Source organism: Aeromicrobium alkaliterrae (assembly GCF_039529015.1).
Classification (GTDB): Bacteria; Actinomycetota; Actinomycetes; order Propionibacteriales; family Nocardioidaceae; genus Aeromicrobium; species Aeromicrobium alkaliterrae.
Genome location: NZ_BAAAME010000010.1, coordinates 112,048 through 133,427, shown reverse-complemented (window position 1 = coordinate 133,427; position 21,380 = coordinate 112,048). Strand labels below are relative to the sequence as shown.

Below are 21,380 nucleotides of genomic sequence, written 5' to 3'. Positions count from 1 at the left end.
CCCGCGGTGGCCGGGTCAGGCGGGCGGGGCGGCGTAGATCAGGCGCTGGGTGGCGCGCTGAGCCGTCTCGGTGAACGCCTCGGGCCCGAAGTCGACGCCGGCCGCCGGGGTGAACAGGATCTGGGCCACCGACGTGCCGCGCTGCACGATCGCCGAGCGCAGCGTGACGGGCTCGCCGCCCTCGACCTGGAGCGTCAGGGCCCACGTGGCGCCGCGGTAGTCCGGCGTGTCGCCGAAGGTCAGCTGCTCGCCGACCGCGGCGGCGAGGTTGGTCTGCGGGCACGCGTTCATCGCGGCCTGCACCTGGTCGACGAAGGCGGTCGCCGCCTCGGCCGTCGGGAACGTCCCGACCGACTCGACCAGGCCGAACGGCGTCGCCGCACCCTGGGCGTCGGGGGCCAGGAAGATCCGCGCGGAGGACGTGCCGCCGCTCGCGGCGAAGTCGGCCTGGTCGCACGTCGTCGAGGCGGGGTTGGTCGCGGTGTCGTCGGGCTCGGTGCTGGCCCACGGGTTCTCGACGCCCGCCAGGGCCGGCAGGTCGATCGTGCCGAGGAACCCGGGGTCCTCCGGCAGCGGCGGGGGATCGGCGGGCAGCGCGGTCGGGTCCTCGCTGCACTGGCCGCCGCTGTCGCTGCAGACCTTCTCGAAGGAATCGCTGATCGTGCGGGCGAAGTCCTCGATCGTCGGGGCGTCGGCTCCGTCGGTCTGGTGGATGATCGTGGAGGTCACGGTGCCCGACCAGCCGATGCCGACCGTCAGGGTGCGGTTCGGGTCGTTGTGGTCGACGAGGCGCAGGATCAGGACGTCGCCGAACGGCCGCGGCACGCGGTACGACTCGGTGAGCTGCACCCGCGGCAGCTCGCAGCCGGCGTACCAGTCGACCGCCTTCAGGTACGCCTCGTTCGCCGGGGCGACGCCCCGCGCGACCTCGATCGACTGCGTGACCCGCTCGTTGGCGTCGCCGCCGGCCTCGAAGGTGCGCACGAAGACCTTCAGCGGGTCCGTGGTCGCGAAGCGATCGGTCGCGCAGGTCGTGAGCGGCTCGGTCTCGTCGGTGTCCTCCTCGGTCGCGTCGATCGACCAGCTCGCGCTCGGCGCGAGGTCGGTGACCTGGGCGGTCGTGAGCAGGTTGTCGGTCGTGATCTTCTGCGCGTCGAGGACCAGGTCGTGGCTCTCGGCGCCGATCTTCTCGCGGTAGGAGTCGCTCGCGAGCTGAGTCAGGGGCCGCCCGTCGGTCAGGGCCACGCTGCCGAGCACGATCCCGACGACGGCCACCAGCACGACCGCGATGGTGTTGAACCGGTGTCCGCGGGCGGCCCGCTCGCGGATCTGCTCCGCCTCGGGCATCGGAAGCTGGCTCGTGACGGCGCCGAGCGCGTTGAGGCGGCGCTCGAGCTCGTCGATCGTCTGCCCCGTGCTCTGCTCGAGGGTCGTGATGGCGGTCGTGACGAGCTCGATCGCCTCCTCGTCGCCGACGCCGATCTCGCGGGCGGCGACGTCGAGGTCGGTCGCGCCCAGGGTCATCAGCACCAGCAGGCGACGGTCGTCCGAGGGCAGCGCGGTGAGGGCGTCGAGGAGCTCGGTGTCGGAGTCCTCCTCGTGGCGCCGGCGCAACGGGTGCGTGCCTCGCGTGACGGCCTGGGCCTTCCAGGCCTCGATGCGCACGTAGCGCTGCGGATCCTGGGTGCGGATCTTCGACCAGTCGCGCCAGGCGTGCCGGTAGGCGTCGATCGTCGCGTCGCGCGCGACGGCACGATCGCCCGTCAGGGCATAGAAGACCCGAAGGACGTCCTCCGACGTGGAGGCGTAGAACGCGTCGAAATCGTCGACCCGCGGCATTCGAACCCCTCCTCGCGAGTCGGCGTGGCTCCGGAAGACGCCGCAACACTACAGGGGAGGATGGAGGGGTGCCGTCCCCTGCTCGCATCAGCTCCTCCGACGACCTGCGGTCCGCCGTCTGGCCGGGCGCCGTCGCCGCGATCTGGGCCGCCGTCGTGGGCTGGGTGCTCACGGTGGTGCTGCTCGTCGCGGCGGGTGCCGGCGACGGCGTCGTGGGCACGATCCGTGCCAGTGCCCGCGTGTGGCTCGTCGCCCAGGGCAGCGGGATCAGTGCTGACGGCGCTGACATCACGCTCGTGCCGTGGGGCGGGGTCCTCCTGGCCCTGACGCTGGTGGTGCTCGTGGCCCGTCGGCAGGCGCGCGAGCCCGTCTCCGAGCCGGCGGCCTTCGCCGCGACCGCGGCCGGCGTCTACGCCGTGCTGGCCTCGATCGTGACCTCGGTCGCGAACGACGCGGCCATCTCGGTCCCGACGATCCGGGCTGCCCTCGTGACCTTCGTGCTGGCGGGCGTCGGTGCGGCGATCGCGTACGTCAGCGTCCACGGTGCACCGGCCGCCTGGTGGCCCGAGGACCAGCCCGAGGTCCTGGCGGTCCTGCGTGGTGCGGCCTCGATCGTGGTCACGGTGCTGGGCGTCGCCCTGGTCCTGGTGGCCCTGCTGCTGGCGCGGCACGTCGAGCAGGCCGGCAGCCTGTGGGCCCTGCTCGACCCGGGACTCGGCGGCGGCATCGCGCTCGCCGTGGTGTGTCTGCTGCTCGTGCCGACGTTGGCCCTCTGGGCCGCCGCAGCCCTGCTCGGACCGGGTTTCCAGGTCGGCACCAACACGTCGGTCGACCTGACGAGCGCCGACCTCGGACAGGTGCCCGGGCTCCCGGTGCTCGCGGCGCTCCCGGCCCCGGGCGAGCTGCCCACGTGGGCCCTACTGTTGGGACTCGTGCCCGTCGTCGCCGCGGGGTGGGCCGGCTGGCGTCTCGTCCGGCGCGGACAGCTCGACCTGGCCACCGACTTCTGGCGCGGGGTCAGCATCGCTGCGGGGGCGGGCGCGGCCGGGGCCGTGGCGCTCGCGCTGCTGACCTGGATGTCCGGCGGCGCAGTGGGCCCCGGCCGCATGGCCGAGGTCGGGCCGGAGTCGCTCCTCGGGCTGCTGGCGGTGCTGCCGTTCCTGGCCGTGGCCGCTGCGGTCGGTGCGGTGGCGGCCCACTATCGTGGAGGCCGTGCCACCGCTGCCTGATGCGACGCCCGTCGTCGTCCTCGTCTCCGGCAGCGGCACGAACCTCCAGGCCCTCATCGACGCGTGCGACGACCCCGCCTACGGCGTGCGGATCGTGGCCGTCGGGGCCGACCGTCCCGGCATCGCCGGGCTCGAGCGGGCCGAGCACGCCGGCATCCCCACGTTCGTCCTGTCCGTGGGCGACTTCGCGAGCCGCGACGCGTGGGACGCCGCCCTGGCCGACCAGGTCGCCGCGCACGCCCCGGAGCTCGTCGTGCTGGCCGGCTTCATGAAGCTGACGGGTCCCGCGTTCCTCGCCCGCTTCGGCGGCCGCACGCTCAACGCCCACCCGGCGCTCTCGCCGGCGTTCCCGGGCATGCACGGCCCGCGCGACGCCCTCGAGCACGGCGTCAAGATCACCGGCGCGACGCTGTTCGTCGTCGACGCCGGGGTCGACACCGGGCCCATCGTGGCCCAGGTCGCCGTGCCGGTCCTCGACGACGACTCCGTCGACACCCTCCACGAACGCATCAAGACCAGCGAGCGCGGCATGCTCGTCGAGTGGGTGGGCCGCCTGGCCCGCGACGGCTACTCGATCGATGGACGCCGCGTCACGTCACCCCAGAAGAAGGAAGCCCCATGACCCAGCGCCCGATCAAGCGCGCCCTCGTGTCCGTGTACGACAAGTCCGGCCTGGAGGAGCTCGCCCTCGCCCTGCGCGACGCCGGCGTCGACATCGTCTCGACCGGCTCGACCGCGAAGACGATCGAGGCCTCGGGCGTGCCCGTCACGCCGGTCGAGGAGCTCACGGGCTTCCCCGAGTGCCTCGACGGGCGGGTCAAGACCCTGCACCCGCGCGTGCACGCCGGCATCCTGGCCGACTCGCGCCTGGAGTCGCACGTGCAGCAGCTGGCCGACCTCGGGGTCGAGCCCTTCGACCTCGTGGTCGTGAACCTGTACCCCTTCCGCGAGACGGTCGCCTCGGGTGCCACGCCGGACGAGTGCGTCGAGCAGATCGACATCGGCGGACCCTCGATGGTCCGCGCGGCCGCGAAGAACCACCCCACCGTCGCGATCGTGACCTCGCCCGACGCGTACGGCGACGTGAGCGCCGCGCTGGCGTCCGGCGGCTTCACGTTCGAGCAGCGCCGCCACCTCGCGGCGCAGGCGTTCGCGCACACCGCGTCCTACGACGCGACCGTGGCCTCCTGGTTCGCCTCGGCGTACGACGGCTCGGAGGACGGCTGGCCGGAGTTCGTGGGCGAGGCCTGGGACAAGTCCGCGGTCCTGCGCTACGGCGAGAACCCGCACCAGCAGGCGGCCCTCTACACCGACGGCTCCGGTGGCCTGGCCGCCGCCGAGCAGCTGCACGGCAAGGAGATGAGCTACAACAACTACGTCGACACCGACGCGGCGATCCGCGCGGCGTTCGACCACGACCGCCCCGCGGTGGCGATCATCAAGCACGCCAACCCGTGCGGCATCGCAGTCGGTGACGACATCGCCCAGGCGCACGCCCGCGCCCACGCGTGCGACCCGGTCTCGGCCTTCGGTGGCGTCATCGCGGCCAACCGGCCCGTCAGCGTCGCGATGGCGCAGCAGGTCGCCGAGGTCTTCACCGAGGTCATCGTGGCGCCGGGCTACGAGGACGGCGCCGTGGAGGTCCTGCAGGGCAAGAAGAACATCCGCATCCTCCGGGCCGACGACCTCGGCCAGTACCCGCCGGCGGAGATCCGCCAGGTCAGCGGCGGCGTGCTGGTGCAGATGCGTGACCAGGTCGACGCGGTCGTGGAGGCTGACGGCGCCGTCACGGGCGGCGACGACCCCAGCACGTGGACCCTCGCGGCCGGCGAGCCCGCCGACGAGGCCACGCTGGCCGACCTCGCGTTCGCCTGGACCTCGGTCCGCGCCGTGAAGTCCAACGCGATCCTGCTGGCCGCCGACGGTGCGTCGGTCGGCATCGGCATGGGCCAGGTCAACCGCGTCGACTCGTGCCGCCTCGCGGTCGAGCGGGCGGGCGAGGAGCGCGTGCGGGGCTCGGTCGCCGCGTCCGACGCCTTCTTCCCGTTCGCCGACGGGCCGGGCATCCTGATCGAGGCCGGCGTGAAGGCGATCGTGCAGCCCGGCGGCTCGGTCCGCGACGACGAGACGATCGAGGCCGCCAAGGCCGCCGGCGTCACGATGTACTTCACGGGGACGCGCCACTTCTTCCACTGACGTCGACCTGCGGCGCGCTCCCGCGGGCCGTGCGGAGCGGTGCACGACCGGAGATGAGGCATCGCGGCTGCTCGGGCGACCTCGATGCATCATTCCCGGTCCGCGTCGCGGTTCGCCGCCGGCTAGGGCTTGCGCTTGAGGAGCCGGAGCACCGAGCGCTCCAGCACGCGGGGGACCGGCGCTCCGGGGGAGATGCGGCGGCGCGATCCGAGGGCGGTGTCGCCCAGCGTGACGCCCTGCTCGAACAGGTCGACGACGCGCGGGTCGACGTAGCTCGACCGGGCGACGGCGGGGGTGTTGCCGAGGTGCTGCGAGACCTCGCGCATGGCTCCGGTGACGGCTGACTTCCGGGCCCGGGCCGTCGAGGCGTCGGCGAGCGCGAGGGCTCGCGCCGCGATCACGGTGCCGCGCCACGTGCGGAAGTCCTTCGCGGTGAAGCCGGGGCCCAGGACGTCGGCCACGTAGGCGTTGACCGTCGCGGAGTCGAGGTCGTGCCAGCCGGCGTCGTCGGCCCACGCGAACGCGCGGTCGGTCCCGCCGTCACGCTCGAGCATCGCCCGCACCGCGGTGGCCAGGCGCTCGTCGCGCACCGATCCGTCGACGACCTGGCCCGACTTGGCCGGGTAGTGCAGGGCGATGCGCTGCCCCTCGATCGTGACGTGGTCGCGGTCGAGCGTCGTCAGGCCGTGGCTGCCGTTCGCCGCCCGGTACTGCTCGTTGCCGATGCGGAACAGGCCCAGGTCCAGCAGCCCGAAGGCCACGGCGCAGGCGCGGGTGAGGTCGGGCTCGTCGCGGCCCAGGTCGTGGCGCGCCACGCGGCGGTTGCGCAGGAGCGACCGGGCGAACTGCTCCATCGCCTCGAACTTCTCCGCGTCACGGCGGCGCCGCCACTCCTCGTGGTACAGGTACTGGCGCCGTCCGGCGTCGTCGGTGCCGACTGCCTGCAGGTGTCCGTGGTCGAACGGGCAGATCCAGACCTCGGTCCAGGCCGGGGGGATCACGAGCCGCTTGCACCGCTCGATGTCGACCGGGGTCAGGGAGACGCCGTCGATGCCGAGGTACCGGAATCCTCGACCGTGACGGACGCGGGACCAACCCGGATCGTCGGCGGAGACGCGTCGCAGCCGAACCATGCGGTGAGCCTAGGCGCGGTCCCGGGGCCTCGCTCGTCGGCCGACGAGCGTCAGGTCGCGGCGGGCGCCGGGCTGCCGTCGACCGGCGCCAGGTGGGCGGCGACGAGGTGGCCGATCGCCGACGTCAGGAGCCGTGCCTCCTCGACGTCGTCGTACTGCCCGCTCTGCCGTCGCAGCGCCACCCCGGCGATCAGCGCGACCGCCTGGGCGGCGACGTCGCGTGCGGTGCCGATCCCCAGGCGCTCGAAGAAGCGGACGGCCAGGTCCTCCAGGGCTTGCAGCGCCTCGGCCGCCGTCGCGCGCAGCTCGGGGTCGCGCGCGGCGGCGAGGTAGATCGCCAGCTCGGTGCCGGCCTTCGCGGGGCTGCGGGTCGCGAAGATGCCGGTCACGAAGTCACTGGCGGTGCCGAGGTCCAGCCGGGCGTCGATCTCGACGTCCGCGAGGGCCTCGAGCGTGGCGACCCAGCTGGCGATGTGCGTCGAGAGGGCCTCGCGCACGAGCTCCTCGATCGAGGAGAAGTAGTACGTCGTCGTGGCCGGCGGGAGCCCGGCACGGGCCGCGACCGCGCGGTGCGTGACGGCGCGTGCTCCGCCCTCCGCGAACAGGTCGATCGCGGCGATCAGCAGCTCGTCACGCCGGGCCCGGCTCCTGGCCTGACTGAGTTGTGCTCGCGACGCCATTGACGCTCCTCGTCCGAAGTTCTGCTCGTGCCGTGCGCGTCGGGAAGCCCGGTCCGTGCAGCGTCCTCGAGTCTATGCGCCGACCCTGTGAACGGCGCGGGGATTCCGCGTGACCCGCCGAGGGCGCCGCGTGACAGACTCGTCCCCGTGACTGCGCAGATCCTGGACGGCAAGGCTGCCGCCGCCGACATCAAGTCCGAGCTGGCGACGCGGGTCGCGGCGCTCGCCGAGCGGGGGGTCGTCCCCGGTCTCGGCACGATCCTGGTCGGCGACGATCCGGGCAGCCACTGGTACGTCGGTGCCAAGCACAAGGACTGCGCCGAGATCGGCATCCGCTCGATCCGCATCGACCTGCCGGCCACCGCCACGCAGGCCGAGGTCGAGGCCGCGGTCGACCAGCTCAACGCCGACCCCGAGTGCACCCTCTACATCGTGCAGCTGCCGCTGCCGAAGGGCCTGGACGAGAACGCCGTGATCGGCCGGATCGACCCGTCCAAGGACGCCGACGGCCTGCACCCCACCAACCTCGGATGGCTCGTCCTGGGTGAGCCCGCCCCGCTGCCGTGCACGCCGCGCGGCATCATCGAGCTCCTCCGGCGCCACGAGGTGCCCATCGCGGGCGCCAACGTCGCCGTCGTCGGCCGTGGCATCACGGTCGGTCGTCCGATGGGCCTGATGCTCACGCGCCGCAGCGAGAACGCCACGGTGACGCTGTGCCACACCGGCACGCGCGACCTCGCGGCCGAGGTCAGCCGCGCCGACATCGTGATCGCGGCGGCGGGCGTGCCCGGCATCATCACCGCCGACATGGTCAAGCCCGGTGCAGCGCTGCTCGACGTCGGCGTCAGCCGCGACGAGAACAACAAGATCGTGGGCGACCTGCACCCCAGCGTGCACGACGTCGCGGGCTGGGTGGCGCCGAACCCTGGCGGCGTCGGTCCGATGACCCGCGCGATGCTCCTGGCCAACGTCGTCGACGCGACCGAGCAGGCCCTCGAGTCGGCCGGCGCGTGAGCCCGTTCCTGAAGATGCCCCGCTCGCGCGGGACGCAGGCGTACATCGTCCTGCTGCTCGTCGTGCTGGTCGGCCTCGGCCTGGTGGCCTCGGGTCACTGGCGTCGGGGCATCGTCGTGGTCGGAGGTGCCTTCATCGTCTCGGCGGGGCTGCGCGCCGTCGTGCCGGAGGAGCAGAAGGGCCTGCTGGCCGTGCGTGGCCGCGGCTTCGACGTCGCGTGGACGGCGTTCCTCGGCATCTCCCTCGTGGTGCTCGGCTTCGTCGTGCCCCCGGGCCCCGACGCCTGACCGCTCCGACGTCGCAGCGGTCAGGCGGCTGCTGTCAGATCAGGCCGAGCTTCGTGACGGCGTCGCGCTCCTCGACGAGCTCGGCGGCGGTCGCGTCCATGCGCGCCCGGCTGAAGTCGTTGATCTCGAGGTCCTGCACGATGCTCCACGAGCCGTCCGAGGTCCGGACCGGGAACGAGTAGATGAGTCCCTCGGGGATGCCGTAGGACCCGTCGGAGGCCACCGCCATCGAGACCCAGTCGTCGGTCTGCGAGCCGAGCAGCCAGTCGTGCGCGGCGTCGATCGTGGCTGACGCGGCAGAGGCGGCCGACGAGGCGCCGCGGGCGTCGATGATCGCGGAGCCACGCTTGGCGACGGTCGGGATGAACGTGTTCTCGACCCACTCGAGGTCGTCGATCACGTCGACCGCCGGGCGTCCGTCGATCTCCGCGTGGAAGATGTCGGGGTACTGCGTGGCTGAGTGGTTGCCCCAGATCGTGACCTTGCGGATGTCGGCCACCGGGACGCCGGTGCGACCGTGCAGCTGGCTCAGTGCCCGGTTGTGGTCGAGGCGCGTCAGGGCGCTGAAGCGGTCGCGCGGGATGTCGGGGGCGTTGCTCATCGCGATCAGTGCGTTGGTGTTGGCCGGGTTGCCCGTGACGCCGATGCGGACGTCGTCGGCGGCGACGGCGTTGAGCGCCTTGCCCTGAGCGGTGAAGATCGCGCCGTTGGCCTCCAGCAGGTCGCCGCGCTCCATGCCCGCCGAGCGGGGACGGGCGCCCACGAGCAGGGCCAGGTTGACGCCCTCGAACACGACGTTCGGGTCGGAGCCGATCTCGACCGACTCGAGCAGCGGGAACGCGCAGTCGTCGAGCTCCATCACGACGCCCTCGAGCGACTTCAGCGCCGGCTCGATCTCCAGCAGCTGCAGCTGCACGGGAGTGTCGGGACCGAGGAGGTCACCGCCGGCGATGCGGAACAGCAGGCTGTAGCCGATCTGTCCTGCGGCTCCGGTGACGGCGATCTTGACCGGGGTGGGGCTCATCGAGGCTCCTTGCGAAGAGTGTGACCTGCGCGACATCGCCAACGTATCGCAGACGACGTACCCGTCCAACGCGTGCTGGTCAGGCGTCCCCGATGCGGGCCAGCGGACCGTCGGGGACGCCGTCCTCGTTCATGTCGTCGGAGCGGGCGCGTCGGGCCTCCAGGCGCAGCACGATCGAGCCCAGGACCGCAGCGAGGAGTGAGGCCACCAGCACCGCCGCCTTCGCGGTCTCCACGGATGCCTCGGACGCGAACGACAGCTCGGAGACGAGCAGCGCGACCGTGAAGCCGATCGCGGTCAGCAGACCCACGCCGAGCAGGTCGCGCACTCCGATCCCGGACGGGAGGCGCAGCGGCGTCACCCGGGTGACGACGGCGGTCACGCCGAGCACCCCGACGACCTTGCCCGCGAGCAGACCGGCGATCACGCCGATCGCGACGGGGGAGGCCAGCGGTGCGGCGATCCCGTCGGGCAGGTGAACCCCGGCCGCGCAGAAGGCGAAGACCGGCAGCGCGATGCCGGCGGACCAGGGCTGGACGGCGTGAGCCCAGCGCACCGCCCGGGAGTCGCTGCCGTCGTCGGGCGGGGTGGCCGGCACCGTCAGCCCGAGCAGCACCCCGGCGACCGTCGCGTGCACGCCCGACTCGTGCATGAGCCACCACGCGACGAGACCGACCGGCACGAGGAGCCACAGGCGGGTGACCCGCGACCGGGCCAGCACCGCGAACACCGCGACCGCCGCGATCGCCCCGGCCAGGAGGGCCAGGTCGACCGCCGAGGTGTAGAACACCGCGATGATCGTGATCGCGATGAGGTCGTCGACGACGGCGAGCGTCAGCAGGAACGTGCGCAGCGCCAGCGGCAGGCCTCGACCGGCGACCATCAGCACCGCGACGGCGAACGCGATGTCGGTCGCGGCGGGGATCGCCCAGCCGCGCAGCTCGCCCGGCGCTCCCTGCGCGCCGACGATCGCCGTGTAGATCAGCGCCGGGGCGATGACGCCCCCGACGGCCGCGAGCATCGGCACGGCGGCCTCGCGCGGGTCGCGCAGGCTGCCCGCGACGAGCTCGTGCTTGATCTCGAGCCCGACGACGAGGAAGAACACCGCGAGCAGGCCGTCGGCCGCCCAGGTCGAGACGCTCAGGTCGAGGTGGAGCGCCGACGGCCCCACGACGGCGCTCGTCAGGTCGCGGTAGAGGTCGCCGGCGGGGGAGTTCGCCCAGACGACGGCCACGACGGCGGCGGTCAGCAGGACGATACCGGAGGTCGTGTCGTCGGTGACGATGCGGCGCAGGCGGGTCATGAGGCCCCTTCGGGGTCGGCGGCAGGATCGCCGACCAGACTTCCCGGCACACCAGTCCCAAGTGTATCGGTCGTGGCTGTGACGGGTGACACCGCGAGACGGCGCCCTGCCGCGGAATGTCTCGGCGATGCGTCGGCTTGAATGAGGGGTGACCTCCGACAGCCCCGCCGCGACCGCCGCCCGTCCGACCGACCCGTCGACGACGCCTGCGGTGAGGCCCGCGCACCTCGGGCTGGCGCTGCTGGCGCTGGCGATGGGCGGTTTCGCGATCGGCACGACCGAGTTCATGTCGATGGGTCTGCTGCCGGACATCGCGCGGGGCATCGGCGAGTCGGTGCCCACCACGGGCCACGTGATCACGGCCTACGCCTTCGGTGTCGTCGTGGGTGCACCGCTGCTGGTCTCGCTCGGGGCCCGCCTGCCGCGCCGCGGCCTGGCCGTCGCCCTCGTGCTGGCCCTCGGCATCGGCAACGCCTTCACCGCGATCGCGTCGACCTACGGCCCGGTCATGCTCGCCCGCTTCGTCGCCGGCCTGCCGCACGGGGCGTACTTCGGCGTGGCCTCGCTCATCGCCGCCTCGATGGTGCCGCCGCAGCACCGCGGCCGCGCGATCAGCTCGGTCATGCTCGGCCTGTCGGTCGCGACGGTGGCCGGCGTGCCCGCCAGCACCTGGTTCGGCCAGAACCTCGGCTGGCGCAGCGCCTACTGGGTCGTCCTGGCGATCGCCGTCCTCGCAGCGCTCATGATCCTCGCGTTCGTGCCGGCCACGCCCGGCAACCCGGACGCGACGGTGCGCCAGGAGCTCTCGGCGCTCAAGCGCCCCCAGGTCGTGGTGGCGGCGGTCGCGGGCATGGTGGGCTTCGGCGGCCTGTTCGCGATGTACACCTACATCGCCAAGCTCGTGACCGACGAGTCAGGCCTGGCCGAGGCGGCCGTGCCCCTGTTCCTGCTGGCGTTCGGCGTCGGGTCGGTCGCGGGCACCTGGATCGCGGGCCGCATGGCCGACTGGGACGTCGAGCGCTCGATCGTGCTGGGCTTCGTCGCGACCGTCGTGACCCTGCTGCTCGTGCTGCCGCTGGCCGGCGTGCCGCTGGCGCTGGCGCTGATCTCGTTCGCGATCGGCGGCCTCGGCTCGGTCGTCGCGATCAACCTGCAGGTGCGGCTGATGCACGAGGCGGGCGACGCCGAGATGCTCGGTGCCGCGCTGAACCACTCCGCGCTGAACGTTGGCAACGGCCTCGGCGCCTGGTTCGGCTCGATGGTCATCGCGGCCGGCCACGGCTACCGTGCGCCGAGCCTCGTGGGTGCGGGCCTGGCCCTGCTCGGCGTGCTGATCTTCGTGATCGGCACCCGCGTGATCCGCGCCCGCGAGCGCGCCTGACCGCGGGAGCGGTCAGGCGTTGACCGACTGCGCGCCCACCGCCGGGCGCAGCCACACGCGGTCGCCCACGTGCAGGTCGAGCGCCCTCGCCTCGGTGCGGGTCAGTGCGACCTGGACCGGCTCCGGGTGGAGCGCGTCCTCGGGCGTGACCTCGAGGCGCACCTCGAAGCCGACCCGCGTCCACCGCGTGATCGAGCCGGACGCCGTGGCGGCCTGCTCGTAGCGCGAGATCTCGATGTCGTGCGGGCGGATCAAGTTGCCGCCGAGGCGCGTGACCGGACCGAGGAAGCTCAGCACGAACTCGCTGGCCGGGCGGTCGTAGAGGTCGTCGGGGGAGCCGATCTGCTCGATCTTCCCGTCGTTGATCACGACGATCTGGTCGGCGACCTCGAGGGCCTCCTCCTGGTCGTGCGTCACGAACACCGTGGTCACGTGCACCTCGTCGTGCAGGCGACGCAGCCAGTCGCGCAGCTCCTTGCGGACCTTCGCGTCGAGCGCACCGAACGGCTCGTCCAGCAGCAGCACGGTCGGCTCGATCGCGAGGGCGCGGGCGAGGGCCATGCGCTGGCGCTGGCCGCCGGAGAGCTGCGCCGGCTTGCGGTCGCCCCACTGGGTGAGGTGGACGAGCTCGAGGAGCTCCTCGACCTTGGCGGCGATCTCGGCCTTGGGGCGCTTGCGGATCTCGAGGCCGAAGGCGATGTTGCGACGCACGCTCAGGTGCTTGAACGCCGCGTAGTGCTGGAACACGAAGCCGACGTTGCGCTTCTGCACCGGCAGGGCCGTGGCGTCGTTGCCCTCGATCGTCACGCGGCCGGAGTCGGCCTCCTCCAGGCCCGCGATGACCCGCAGCAGCGTCGACTTCCCGCCGCCGCTCGGGCCGAGCAGCGCGGTGAGCTGACCCGTCGGGATCGTCAGGTTGATGTCGGTGAGCGCCGCGAAGTCCCCGAAGAACTTGTTGACGCCTTCAATCTCGATGCTCATGAACGCTTCCTCATGACCGGTGGCTCTCCTGCGGGCGGATGACGGTGACGACGACGAGGGCCAGGACGGCCAGCACGACGAGGACGAAGGCCGCGGCGTACGCGGCTGCCTCGTTGAAGGCCTGGTACTCGTTCTGGATCAGCAAGGTGGCGGTCTCGCCGTTGAACTCGGCACCCCGGCTGACGATGCGGACCGCGCCGTACTCGCCGATGGCGCGGGCGGCGCTCAGCACGACGCCGTAGACGACGGCCCACTTGATCGTGGGCAGCGTGATGCGCCAGAACGTCTGCCACCCGTTGGCACCGAGGCTCTTGGCGGCCGTCTCGGAGTCCTCGCCGACCTCCTCGAGCACGGGCACGACCTCGCGGATCACCAGCGGGAGGCTGACGAACGCGGTGGCCATGATGAGGCCGGGGGTCGAGTTGATGATGCGCAGCCCGGTGGCCTGCATGACGTCGCCGAAGATGCCGAGGGACGTGCTGTAGGTCAGCACGAGCGCCAGACCGATCACGACGGGGGAGACGCTCATCGGCAGGTCGATCAGGACCGACAGGGCTCGGCGGCCCGGGAACCGGTGGCGCACCAGCAGCAGCGAGATGCCGACGCCGAAGATCGTGTTGATCACGACGGCCCAGAAGGAGATCGTGAGCGTCAGGTTGAACGCGTAGATCGCGGCGGGATCGGTCAGGCGCTCCCAGAGCGGGCCGACGCCACCGGGCTTGCCGTCGGTCGGCGCGAAGGCGCGCTGCACGACGACCGAGACGGGCCAGACGACCAGGAAGAACAGGTACAGCACGACGACCGTGCGCAGCACGTAGGCCAGCGGGCCGCGCTTGCTGCGCACGCGACGCCTCGCCTCCCGGGTGGGCCCGGCGTCCAGCGGAGTGGGGATCGCGTCAGCCACGGGCCGCCACCCTCCGCGAGATGATGTCGAGCACCACGATCACGACGACGGCGACGAGCAGCAGCAGCACCGCGACCGACGCCGCGGCGGCCTGCTGGTCGCCCTCGATGTACTTGAGGATCTTGAGCGAGGCGACCTCGGTGTAGCGCGGCTGGTTGCCGGCGATGAGCACCAGCGAGCCGAACTCGCTGATCGCGCGGGCGAACGCCAGGGAGGCGCCGGCCGTGATGGCAGGGGCCAGGGCCGGCAGGATGATGCGGCGGAAGATCGTGGCGCGCGAGGCGCCGAGCGAGGCTGCGGCCTCCTCGACCTCGGCGTCGAGCTCCAGCAGCACCGGTTGGACGGTGCGCACGACGAACGGCAGCGTGACGAACAGCAGCGCCAGGAAGATGCCCTGGCGGGTGTTGACGACGTTGACGCCGACGGGGCTGTCCGGGCCGTACAGGCTCAGCAGCACGAGACCCGCGACGATCGTGGGCAGCGCGAACGGCAGGTCGATGACGACCTCCAGCACGCGCTTGCCCCAGAACCGGTCGCGCACCAGCACCCAGGCGATCACGGTGCCCATCACGACGTTGACGACCGTGACCAGGGCGGCCTCGGCGACCGTGAGGCGGATCGCGGCGGCGGTGTCGCCGTCGGTGATGGTGTTGACGAAGGTGCTCCAGCCGCCGTCGGCCGCCGCGATCACGACCGCCGCGAGCGGGATCAGCACCAGCAGGCTGAACCAGACGACGGCGAGGCCGAGGCCGACCCCGGAGGCGCGGGTCAGGGTGGAACGCCGAGACCGGCGCTTGCGCAGCCGAGGCTGTGCAGGCGCCGGATCAGGGCGTTCGGTGTCGAGCGTGCTCACCCCTGGTTGGCCTGGTCACGCAGCTGCTTGATGAGGCCGTTCTCCTCGGCGAAGAACTTCGCGTTGGCCGCGTCCCAGCCGCCGAAGTCGTCGGCGATCGTGAGCAGCGTCGTGGGCGTCGGGAACGGGTCGCTCGGGTCGTTGGCGCCCTCGACCTCGATGCCGTCCAGGTCGTCGTTGATCGAGCGGAAGCCCTTCTTGACGAACTCGGTCTGGCCCTCGTCCGACAGGACGAAGTCGAGCCAGGTCGTGGCCGCCTCGGGCGCGTCGATCAGGACCGTGCCGGGGTTCTCGATCAGCAGCGTGTCGTCCGGGACGATGTAGTCGTAGGCCTTGCCGTTCTGGCGGGCCAGGATGGCCTCGTTCTCGTAGCTGATCAGGACGTCGTACTCGCCCGTGTCGAAGGCCGTCGTGGCCTCGCGGCCGCTGGCGGCCCACTGGTCGACGTTCTTGAAGACGCTGACGAGGAAGTCGTTCGCCTCCTGCTCGGTCTTGCCCTCGGCGATCGCGTGGCCGTAGGCGCCGAGGATGTTCCAGCGCGCGGCGCCGGAGGAGTCGGGGTCGGGCGTCACGATCGAGACGTCCTCGCGGGCGAGGTCGTCCCAGCCCTGGATGTTGCCGGGGTTGCCCTCGGGCACCACCAGGACCACGACCGAGCGCGAGACGATGCCCTCGTTCTCGTTGTCCTTCCAGTCCTCGGCGACGAGCCCGGCCTTCACGAGGCGCTGCACGTCGCCCTCGAGCGAGAAGTGCACGTAGTCGGCGATCTCCGGGTCGGCCTCGACCTTGCGGCTCTGGTCGCCCGACGGGCCGTACGAGCCGCGGATGTCGATGTTCTCGCCCTCGGAGGTCTCGTTGAACTTGGCCTCGATGGCCTCGTTGGCGGCCTCGGGGACGGCGAAGCCGACGAGGTCGACGACTTCCTTGTCGCCGCTGCCGCCGTTGCCGCCGGCGCTGGCGCAGGCACCGAGCGTCAGCAGGGCCGCGGTGGCGGCTGCGACGGCGATGCGTCGGTTGCGTCGGGTCAGGCTCATGGTCGTCGTCCTTCGGTCGTCGGCGCGTCGGATCGGCGTCGGCTCGCGAAGCAATCTAGGCGGCTCAGAAGCGCGCGCTGACAGATCTCACGATGTGGGACAGGTCGACAGCATGTGGGACGCCGCCGTGTCGGACGGAGCCGCCGTCACGGCAGGGGGTCGAGGTCCTTCTCGTCGTCCTTGCGGCGCTTGCGCTGCAGCAGGTGGTCGATCACGAAGCCGACGATCGCGGCGATCACGACGGCGACGACCGCGCCGACGAGCGGGTGCTCCTTGACCCAGGTGCCCGCCACGACGCCGATCAGGACCGAGTAGACCGACCACGAGATCGCCCCGAGCGCGCACAGCGGCAGGAATCGGCGGTACGGGAACCCGGTGGCGCCGGCGGTCATGTTGACCGCGACGCGGCCGACCGGGATGTAGCGGGCCGTGAGTATCAGGACGGCGGCGCGGCGGTCGAGCTCGTACCTCGCGCGCTCGATCGCCCTGCCCAGACGCGGCCTGCGCTCCGGGGAGAACCGATCGACCCCGACCGCCCGCCCGATCCGGTAGGCGATGTTGTCGCCGACGAACGCGCCGAGCCCGGCCGCGAGGGCCAGCAGGACCAGGTTCGGCTCACCCGAGCTCGCCCCGATCGCGGCGAGCGCCACGACGACCGACTCGCTGGGGATCGGCGGGAAGAACGCGTCGATCGCGGCGAAGGCGAACACCGCCAGGAACACCCAGGGCGACGCCCCGAGGTCGACCGCGAAGTCGTTGATCTGCTCTAGTAGCTCCCCCACGCACGCAGCCTAGGGGGTCGCTGTGCACCCGAGGGGCTACTCGGCGACGGGCACCGCCTTCTCGGTGTCGACGGCGGGCTCGCGGTCGTGGTTCGGCGCGCGGAAGAACAGCACCACGACGATGCCGAGCACGAAGCACAGCACCGGCAGCCAGTACGCCTCGGCCATCGCCTGGGCGAACGGGCCCTGGATGGCCTCCGGCATGGGCCCGGACGAGCCCTGGAACGACTCGGCACCGCCCTCGAGCCCGTTGGCCGACAGTCGCGCCCCGATGAGCGAGGCGATGGCCGCGCTGCCGAGCGCAGCCGCGACCTGACGGGTCGTGTTGTAGACGCCGGCACCCGCACCGGCGGAGGACATCGGCAGGTTGCGCGTGGCGGTGGCGCCGTGCGGCGCCCACAGGCACGCGTTGGAGACGCCGAACAGTGCCATCGGGATCAGCAGCTGCCACGGGGGAGTGTCGACGTCGATCAGCAGGCCCGTCCACGCCATCGCGACCGCCGCGGTCGAGAACCCGACGAGCGTGATGTTGCGCGGGTGGACCGTGTCGACGAGGCGGCCGACGAAGGGCGACAGCCCCATGAGGACCACGGCCATCGGCAGCATGAACAGGCCGGCCTGGATGGGGCTCCACCCGCGCGCGCCCTGCGCGTAGAACATGAACGGCAGCGCCATCGCGGTGATGGCGGCCGAGACCAGCGCGATGCCGATGTTGGCGACCGCGAAGTTGCGGTCGCGGAACAGGCTCAGCGGCACGAGCGGCTCGGTGCGCACCCGGGTCTGCCACCACAGGAAGATCGCCAGCACGACGACGCCGGCCCCGATCAGCAGCGGCACGCTGAGGAAGCCGTCGATCTGGCCCCAGTCGTACTTCTCGCCCTCCTGGATGCCGAAGACCAGCAGGAACATGCCGATCGCGCTGAGCGCGACTCCGACGAGGTCGAAGCTGTGGCTGTGCGTCGGCAGCACCGGCACGAGCCGGACGGCCAGGACGAAGGCCACGACGCCGACCGGCACGTTGATGATGAAGATCCACTCCCAGCCGGCCAGGTCGACCAGCACGCCGCCGAGGATCGGCCCGACGAGGGTCGCGACGCCGGCCGTGGCGCCCCAGAGCGCCATCGCGCTGCCGCGCTTGGCGGCGGGGAAGGTGCGGGTGATGACCGCCATCGTCTGCGGCGTCATGAGCGCGGCGCCGAATCCCTGCACGACGCGGGCGACGATGAGGCCCTCGATCGAGCCGGTCAGGCCGCACCACAGGGACGCGAGCGTGAAGACCACGAGACCGATCAGGTAGACGTTCTTCGGGCCGAAGCGGTCGCCGAGGCGTCCGGTGATGAGCAGCGGCACGGCGTACGCGAGGAGGTACGCGCTGGTGACCCAGATGCCGTTCGTGAAGTCGGTGCCGAGCTCACGGATGATGTCGGGCGTCGCGACCGAGACGATCGTGTTGTCGAGCAGGATCATGAAGAAGCCGATGACCATGGCCCACAGGGCGGGCCAGGGCCGGTAGTCGTCCGGGAGGCCCGACGTCGTCGTGGCGGGAGCGGAGGAAGTCATGGCTCCATAGTGGCGCGCCGCACCGACATGATTGCCATCGGCAACCAGTTGTCCTCGTCACAGCCCCCGCGAGGACCCCGGGAACAGCTCGAGCTCGTGGAGGTCGGCAAAGGTGCCGTCGCCGAGCGGCTCGGCCGCGCTCTGCCGGCCCGTCGGCACGAATCCCGCTCCCCGCAGCAGGGCGAGGCTCGCGCCGTTGCCCTCCGCAGCCGCCGCGGTGAGGCGGCGTCGCGCGAGACCGTCGGGCGCGAAGGCGTGCTCGACCAGGGTGGCGAGCACGGCCTGCAGCACGCCCTGGCCCCGGGCGTCGGGGTGCAGCAGGTAGCCGATCTCGCCGCAGGCCGGGTCGACGCCGAGCATGTCGAGCACGCTGATCTGCCCGAGCAGCTCGTCGACCTCGCCGTCGGCCACGACCCACGTGGCCTGCTGGCCCGTCGCGTTGCGCCACCACCAGCGGTGCACGGCGGTGTGCGTGGCGCTGCTGTCGGTCGGCGTCTGCACGAGCCAGTGCTGGGTGTCGGGGTCGGCGAAGGCCTCCGTCAGGCGCGGCACGTCCGTCTCGACCGGTGGCCGCAGCCTGATCGGCCGTCCCGCAGCGGTGCGGGTCTCCAGCACGGTGTCGCCGCGCCAGGGGCGGCGCGCGAACATCAGGTCGCCGAACAGGAGGACGGCGTGCCAGCCGTCGATCGCGCGGCCCTTCTCGAAGAGCAGGGCCGGCACCTCGGCGACGAGCCGGAACCCGCACGCGTGAGCGACCCGCAGCGAGGCCAGGTTGCCGACGTGGGCGTGCCAGTGGACCGCCTCGGTGTAGCCGCTCGAGAAGGCTTCGCCGACCGCGAGCCGCACGGCCGCGGCCATCGCTCCGCGGCCTCGGGCGTCGGGGTGCAGCGCGAAGCCGATCGTGGAGACGCCGCGTCCCCGGATCGCGACGTCGCCCGCGAAGTGCGGACGACCCTGCGCGTCGAGCACCTCGATCGCCCACATCTGGTGCGTCCCGGCGTCCCACCCGGCAGCGACGACGTCGGTCATGAACCGCTCGGCGTCGTCGCGGTCGTACGGGCTGGGCACCGAGGTCCAGCGCACGAGCTCGGGATCGGTCGCGGTCTCGACCATCAGCTCGAGGTCGGCCGGGGTGTGGGCGCGCAGGGTCACGGTGCCGTCGGTCAGCACCGGCACCGAGAGGGGCCAGCCGAGGTCGCTCATGGCGCGCGTCTCAGCGGTTCGCGCGGTAGGCGTCGGCCGGGTACACGCCGAGCATCGTGACGTCGGTCGTGAAGAACGCGAGCTCCTCCAGGGCGCGCGCGAGCCCGAGGTCGTCGGGGTGCCCGTCGACCTCCGCGAGGAACTGGGTCGCGCCCGAGAACGTGCCGTCGACCATGTAGCTCTCGAGCTTGGTCATGTTGACCCCGTTCGTCGCGAACCCGCCGAGGGCCTTGTACAGCGCGGCCGGCAGGTTGCGGACGTTGAACACGAAGCTCGTGACCACGGGACCCTGGCCCGCGGGTGCCCGCTCGGGCTCGCGGGAGAGCACCACGAAGCGGGTCGTGTTGTGGTCCTCGTCCTCGACGTCGGTGGCCAGGACCTCCAAGCCGTAGATCTCGGCCGCCATGGGCGGTGAGATCGCCGCCTGGGTGGGGTCCTGGGCCTCGGCGATCTCGCGGGCGGCACCAGCGGTGTCGCCGGAGATCACGGTCGTGAGTCCCAGCCGACCGATGATCCGCCGGCACTGGCCGAGCGCGTGCACGTGGCTGTGCACGGTGCGGATCGACTCGAGGGTCGCCCCGGGGGCCGCCATCAGGTGGAACCGGATGCGCAGGAAGTGCTCGGCGACGATGTGGAGTCCCGAGTCCGGCAGGAAGTGGTGGATGTCGGCGACCCGGCCGGCGATCGAGTTGTCGATCGGGATCATCGCGAGGTCGGCCTCGCCCGCGCGCACCGTCGCGAACACGTCCTCGAACGAGGCGCACGCGACGGCCTCGAGCTCGGGGTAGTGCTGCTGGCAGACGATGTGGGAGTTGGCTCCGGGCTCGCCCTGGTAGGCGATCCGGGCCGTCGCGGCAGTGGAGGTCACGGCACCAGTCTGGCACCTGCCGAGGGGCGGACCGGAGCCACGACCGGCTCGGCCCACGTGCGTCCCGCGAAGGCTTCCTTGACCGCGGCGGCCATCGCGGGGGCGCGGTCGGTGGGCACGAGGGCGACGACGCTCCCGCCGAACCCACCGCCGGTCATCCGGGCCCCCAGGGCGCCGTGCTCGAGGGCGACCTCGACGGCGAGGTCGAGCTCGGGACAGCTGACCTCGAAGTCGTCGCGCAGCGACTCGTGCGACGAGCTGAGGATCGTGCCGAGCTGGTTCCAGGACCCGGAGCCGAGGGCCCGCACCGCGCCGCGCACGCGGGTGGTCTCGGTGATGACGTGGCGGGTGCGCTGGACCAGCGTGGGGTCGGTCAGCCGGAACACGGCGTCGAGGGGCGCCGCGGCGAGGTGGTCGAGCCCGAGCTCGGCGCAGGCTGCGGCGCACTCCTCCCGGCGCGCGGCGTACTCGCCCGCCGCGAGCGCGTGGTGGACGCGGGTGTCGATCAGGGCGAGGGCGAGTCCGTCGGCGGCGGGGTCGAGCGCGACCTCGCTGGTGGTAGGCGGGTCGGCGCGGTGGTCGATCAGCACGGCGCGCCCCGGCTGGCCGAGCAGCACCGCGAGCTGGTCCATCCGACCGACGGGAACTCCGACGAACCCCGTCTCGGCGTGCTGGGCGACGGCGGCCAGCGCGGGACGGTCGAGGCCGAGGTCGGCGAGGTCGGCCAGCCCCAGCGCGACGCCGCAGGTCAGCGCCGCCGAGGACGCCAGGCCCGCGCCCTGCGGGAGGTTCGACTCGACGACGACGTCGGCGCCGGGCACGCGGTGGCCGGCCTGGCCGAGGGCCCAGACGACGCCCGCAACGTAGGCGGCCCATCCGTCGGCGTCACCCGGGGCGACCGTCGTGGCGATCTCGGCGCGCTCGCCGCCGCTCCAGACGAGGACGCGGTCGTCGGCGCGGCGGCGGACCTTGACGGTCGTGCCGCGGTCGATCGCGAACGGCAGCGTGAGGCCGCCGTTGTGGTCGAGGTGCTCGCCGATCAGGTTGACCCGACCCGGCACGTGCCACTGCTTGATGTCCCCCGTTGAACTCGCCACCGGGCGAGCCTA

The 21,380-nt window shown here is 72.3% G+C and carries 20 protein-coding genes and 1 pseudogene; 6 read left to right on the top strand and 15 right to left on the bottom strand.

From position 1 onward, the window contains the following. Positions 1-15 precede the first annotated feature (15 nt). Positions 16-1,839: a sensor domain-containing protein gene (locus ABD127_RS17855; RefSeq protein WP_344203981.1), complete on the bottom strand. Its 1,824-nt coding sequence runs from the start codon at positions 1,837-1,839 to the stop codon at positions 16-18. A gap of 68 nt (positions 1,840-1,907) precedes the next feature. Here ABD127_RS17855 and ABD127_RS17850 point away from each other — a divergent pair, with 68 nt between their 5' ends. The 3 genes from ABD127_RS17850 to purH are packed head-to-tail and all read left to right on the top strand — an operon-like array spanning position 1,908 to position 5,264. Continuing rightward, a complete protein-coding gene (locus ABD127_RS17850; protein ID WP_344203979.1) occupies positions 1,908-3,068 on the top strand; it encodes a cell division protein PerM in 1,161 nt (386 codons plus the stop codon). Next, positions 3,043-3,690, top strand: coding sequence for a phosphoribosylglycinamide formyltransferase (purN, locus tag ABD127_RS17845; RefSeq protein WP_344203977.1), 648 nt, complete (start codon positions 3,043-3,045; stop codon positions 3,688-3,690). Before ABD127_RS17850 ends, purN begins: the two co-directional genes overlap by 26 nt. After that, positions 3,687-5,264 (top strand): bifunctional phosphoribosylaminoimidazolecarboxamide formyltransferase/IMP cyclohydrolase, encoded by a 1,578-nt coding sequence (gene purH, locus ABD127_RS17840; RefSeq protein WP_344203975.1) that lies wholly within the window; start codon positions 3,687-3,689, stop codon positions 5,262-5,264. The genes purN and purH overlap by 4 nt, the downstream gene beginning before the upstream one ends. A 122-nt stretch (positions 5,265-5,386) precedes the next feature. Here the strand turns inward: purH and ABD127_RS17835 are convergent, their stop codons facing one another. Beyond that, the gene (locus tag ABD127_RS17835) at positions 5,387-6,397 is read right to left on the bottom strand and encodes a DNA topoisomerase IB (RefSeq protein ID WP_344203973.1); all 1,011 of its coding nucleotides are present in this window, start codon (positions 6,395-6,397) and stop codon (positions 5,387-5,389) included. A gap of 50 nt (positions 6,398-6,447) precedes the next feature. Continuing rightward, positions 6,448-7,077 carry a TetR/AcrR family transcriptional regulator gene (locus ABD127_RS17830; RefSeq protein WP_344203972.1) on the bottom strand — a complete coding sequence of 210 codons (630 nt, stop codon included), beginning with the start codon at positions 7,075-7,077 and terminating at the stop codon, positions 6,448-6,450. Positions 7,078-7,224: 147 nt separating this feature from the next. Here ABD127_RS17830 and ABD127_RS17825 point away from each other — a divergent pair, with 147 nt between their 5' ends. Together ABD127_RS17825 and ABD127_RS17820 are read left to right on the top strand one after the other, a co-directional pair. Beyond that, on the top strand, positions 7,225-8,091 hold the full coding sequence (locus ABD127_RS17825) for a bifunctional methylenetetrahydrofolate dehydrogenase/methenyltetrahydrofolate cyclohydrolase (protein ID WP_344203971.1): 867 nt from the start codon (positions 7,225-7,227) through the stop codon (positions 8,089-8,091). After that, entirely contained in the window at positions 8,088-8,378 is a 291-nt protein-coding gene (locus ABD127_RS17820) for a DUF3017 domain-containing protein (protein WP_344203969.1), read from the top strand. Before ABD127_RS17825 ends, ABD127_RS17820 begins: the two co-directional genes overlap by 4 nt. 34 nt (positions 8,379-8,412) lie before the next feature. On the opposite strand, the gene ABD127_RS17815 is transcribed toward ABD127_RS17820, so the two are convergent. Both ABD127_RS17815 and nhaA read right to left on the bottom strand, forming a co-directional pair. Further along, on the bottom strand, positions 8,413-9,402 hold the full coding sequence (locus ABD127_RS17815; protein ID WP_344203967.1) for a malate dehydrogenase: 990 nt from the start codon (positions 9,400-9,402) through the stop codon (positions 8,413-8,415). A gap of 79 nt (positions 9,403-9,481) precedes the next feature. Then, complete coding sequence (gene nhaA, locus ABD127_RS17810) at positions 9,482-10,705, bottom strand: Na+/H+ antiporter NhaA (protein WP_344203965.1); 1,224 nt, start codon at positions 10,703-10,705, stop codon at positions 9,482-9,484. Between the two features lie 148 nt (positions 10,706-10,853). Between nhaA and ABD127_RS17805 the strand changes: the two genes are divergently transcribed. Next, positions 10,854-12,086, top strand: coding sequence for an MFS transporter (locus tag ABD127_RS17805; RefSeq protein ID WP_344203964.1), 1,233 nt, complete (start codon positions 10,854-10,856; stop codon positions 12,084-12,086). A 12-nt stretch (positions 12,087-12,098) separates the two neighbouring features. Here ABD127_RS17805 and ABD127_RS19115 read toward each other — a convergent pair whose 3' ends face one another. The 10 genes and pseudogenes from ABD127_RS19115 to galK form a co-directional block, all read right to left on the bottom strand. After that, positions 12,099-12,383, bottom strand: a complete 285-nt coding sequence (locus ABD127_RS19115) for a TOBE-like domain-containing protein (protein ID WP_425545844.1) — start codon at positions 12,381-12,383, stop codon at positions 12,099-12,101. Positions 12,384-12,410: 27 nt separating this feature from the next. Continuing rightward, positions 12,411-13,067: pseudogene (locus ABD127_RS17800) on the bottom strand (sulfate/molybdate ABC transporter ATP-binding protein); the annotation flags it as partial. A gap of 10 nt (positions 13,068-13,077) precedes the next feature. After that, positions 13,078-13,971 (bottom strand): sulfate ABC transporter permease subunit, encoded by an 894-nt coding sequence (locus ABD127_RS17795; RefSeq protein WP_344203960.1) that lies wholly within the window; start codon positions 13,969-13,971, stop codon positions 13,078-13,080. Continuing rightward, positions 13,964-14,824 (bottom strand): sulfate ABC transporter permease subunit CysT, encoded by an 861-nt coding sequence (gene cysT, locus ABD127_RS17790; RefSeq protein ID WP_344203959.1) that lies wholly within the window; start codon positions 14,822-14,824, stop codon positions 13,964-13,966. Before cysT ends, ABD127_RS17795 begins: the two co-directional genes overlap by 8 nt. Then, positions 14,821-15,858 (bottom strand): extracellular solute-binding protein, encoded by a 1,038-nt coding sequence (locus ABD127_RS17785; RefSeq protein ID WP_344203957.1) that lies wholly within the window; start codon positions 15,856-15,858, stop codon positions 14,821-14,823. Before ABD127_RS17785 ends, cysT begins: the two co-directional genes overlap by 4 nt. 146 nt (positions 15,859-16,004) lie before the next feature. Next, entirely contained in the window at positions 16,005-16,640 is a 636-nt protein-coding gene (locus ABD127_RS17780; RefSeq protein ID WP_344203956.1) for a DedA family protein, read from the bottom strand. A 36-nt stretch (positions 16,641-16,676) separates the two neighbouring features. Further along, positions 16,677-18,200 carry a DHA2 family efflux MFS transporter permease subunit gene (locus ABD127_RS17775; protein ID WP_344203954.1) on the bottom strand — a complete coding sequence of 508 codons (1,524 nt, stop codon included), beginning with the start codon at positions 18,198-18,200 and terminating at the stop codon, positions 16,677-16,679. 57 nt (positions 18,201-18,257) lie between these two features. Then, entirely contained in the window at positions 18,258-19,403 is a 1,146-nt protein-coding gene (locus ABD127_RS17770) for a GNAT family N-acetyltransferase (protein ID WP_344203952.1), read from the bottom strand. 10 nt (positions 19,404-19,413) lie between these two features. Next, positions 19,414-20,271: a prephenate dehydratase gene (locus tag ABD127_RS17765; RefSeq protein ID WP_344203951.1), complete on the bottom strand. Its 858-nt coding sequence runs from the start codon at positions 20,269-20,271 to the stop codon at positions 19,414-19,416. Further along, positions 20,268-21,368: a galactokinase gene (gene galK / locus ABD127_RS17760; RefSeq protein ID WP_344203949.1), complete on the bottom strand. Its 1,101-nt coding sequence runs from the start codon at positions 21,366-21,368 to the stop codon at positions 20,268-20,270. The genes ABD127_RS17765 and galK overlap by 4 nt, the downstream gene beginning before the upstream one ends. Positions 21,369-21,380: the final 12 nt, after the last annotated feature.

What these genes read in the sequence shown, in the direction of transcription:
- ABD127_RS17855 (WP_344203981.1), bottom strand. Translation starts at nt 1,839, where the DNA reads ATGCCGCGGGTCGACGATTTCGACGCGTTCTACGCCTCCACGTCGGAG.
- purH (WP_344203975.1), top strand. Translation starts at nt 3,687, where the DNA reads ATGACCCAGCGCCCGATCAAGCGCGCCCTCGTGTCCGTGTACGACAAG.
- ABD127_RS17835 (WP_344203973.1), bottom strand. Translation starts at nt 6,397, where the DNA reads ATGGTTCGGCTGCGACGCGTCTCCGCCGACGATCCGGGTTGGTCCCGC.
- ABD127_RS17830 (WP_344203972.1), bottom strand. Translation starts at nt 7,077, where the DNA reads ATGGCGTCGCGAGCACAACTCAGTCAGGCCAGGAGCCGGGCCCGGCGT.
- ABD127_RS17815 (WP_344203967.1), bottom strand. Translation starts at nt 9,402, where the DNA reads ATGAGCCCCACCCCGGTCAAGATCGCCGTCACCGGAGCCGCAGGACAG.
- nhaA (WP_344203965.1), bottom strand. Translation starts at nt 10,705, where the DNA reads ATGACCCGCCTGCGCCGCATCGTCACCGACGACACGACCTCCGGTATC.
- ABD127_RS17785 (WP_344203957.1), bottom strand. Translation starts at nt 15,858, where the DNA reads ATGAGCCTGACCCGACGCAACCGACGCATCGCCGTCGCAGCCGCCACC.
- ABD127_RS17775 (WP_344203954.1), bottom strand. Translation starts at nt 18,200, where the DNA reads ATGACTTCCTCCGCTCCCGCCACGACGACGTCGGGCCTCCCGGACGAC.
- ABD127_RS17770 (WP_344203952.1), bottom strand. Translation starts at nt 19,403, where the DNA reads ATGAGCGACCTCGGCTGGCCCCTCTCGGTGCCGGTGCTGACCGACGGC.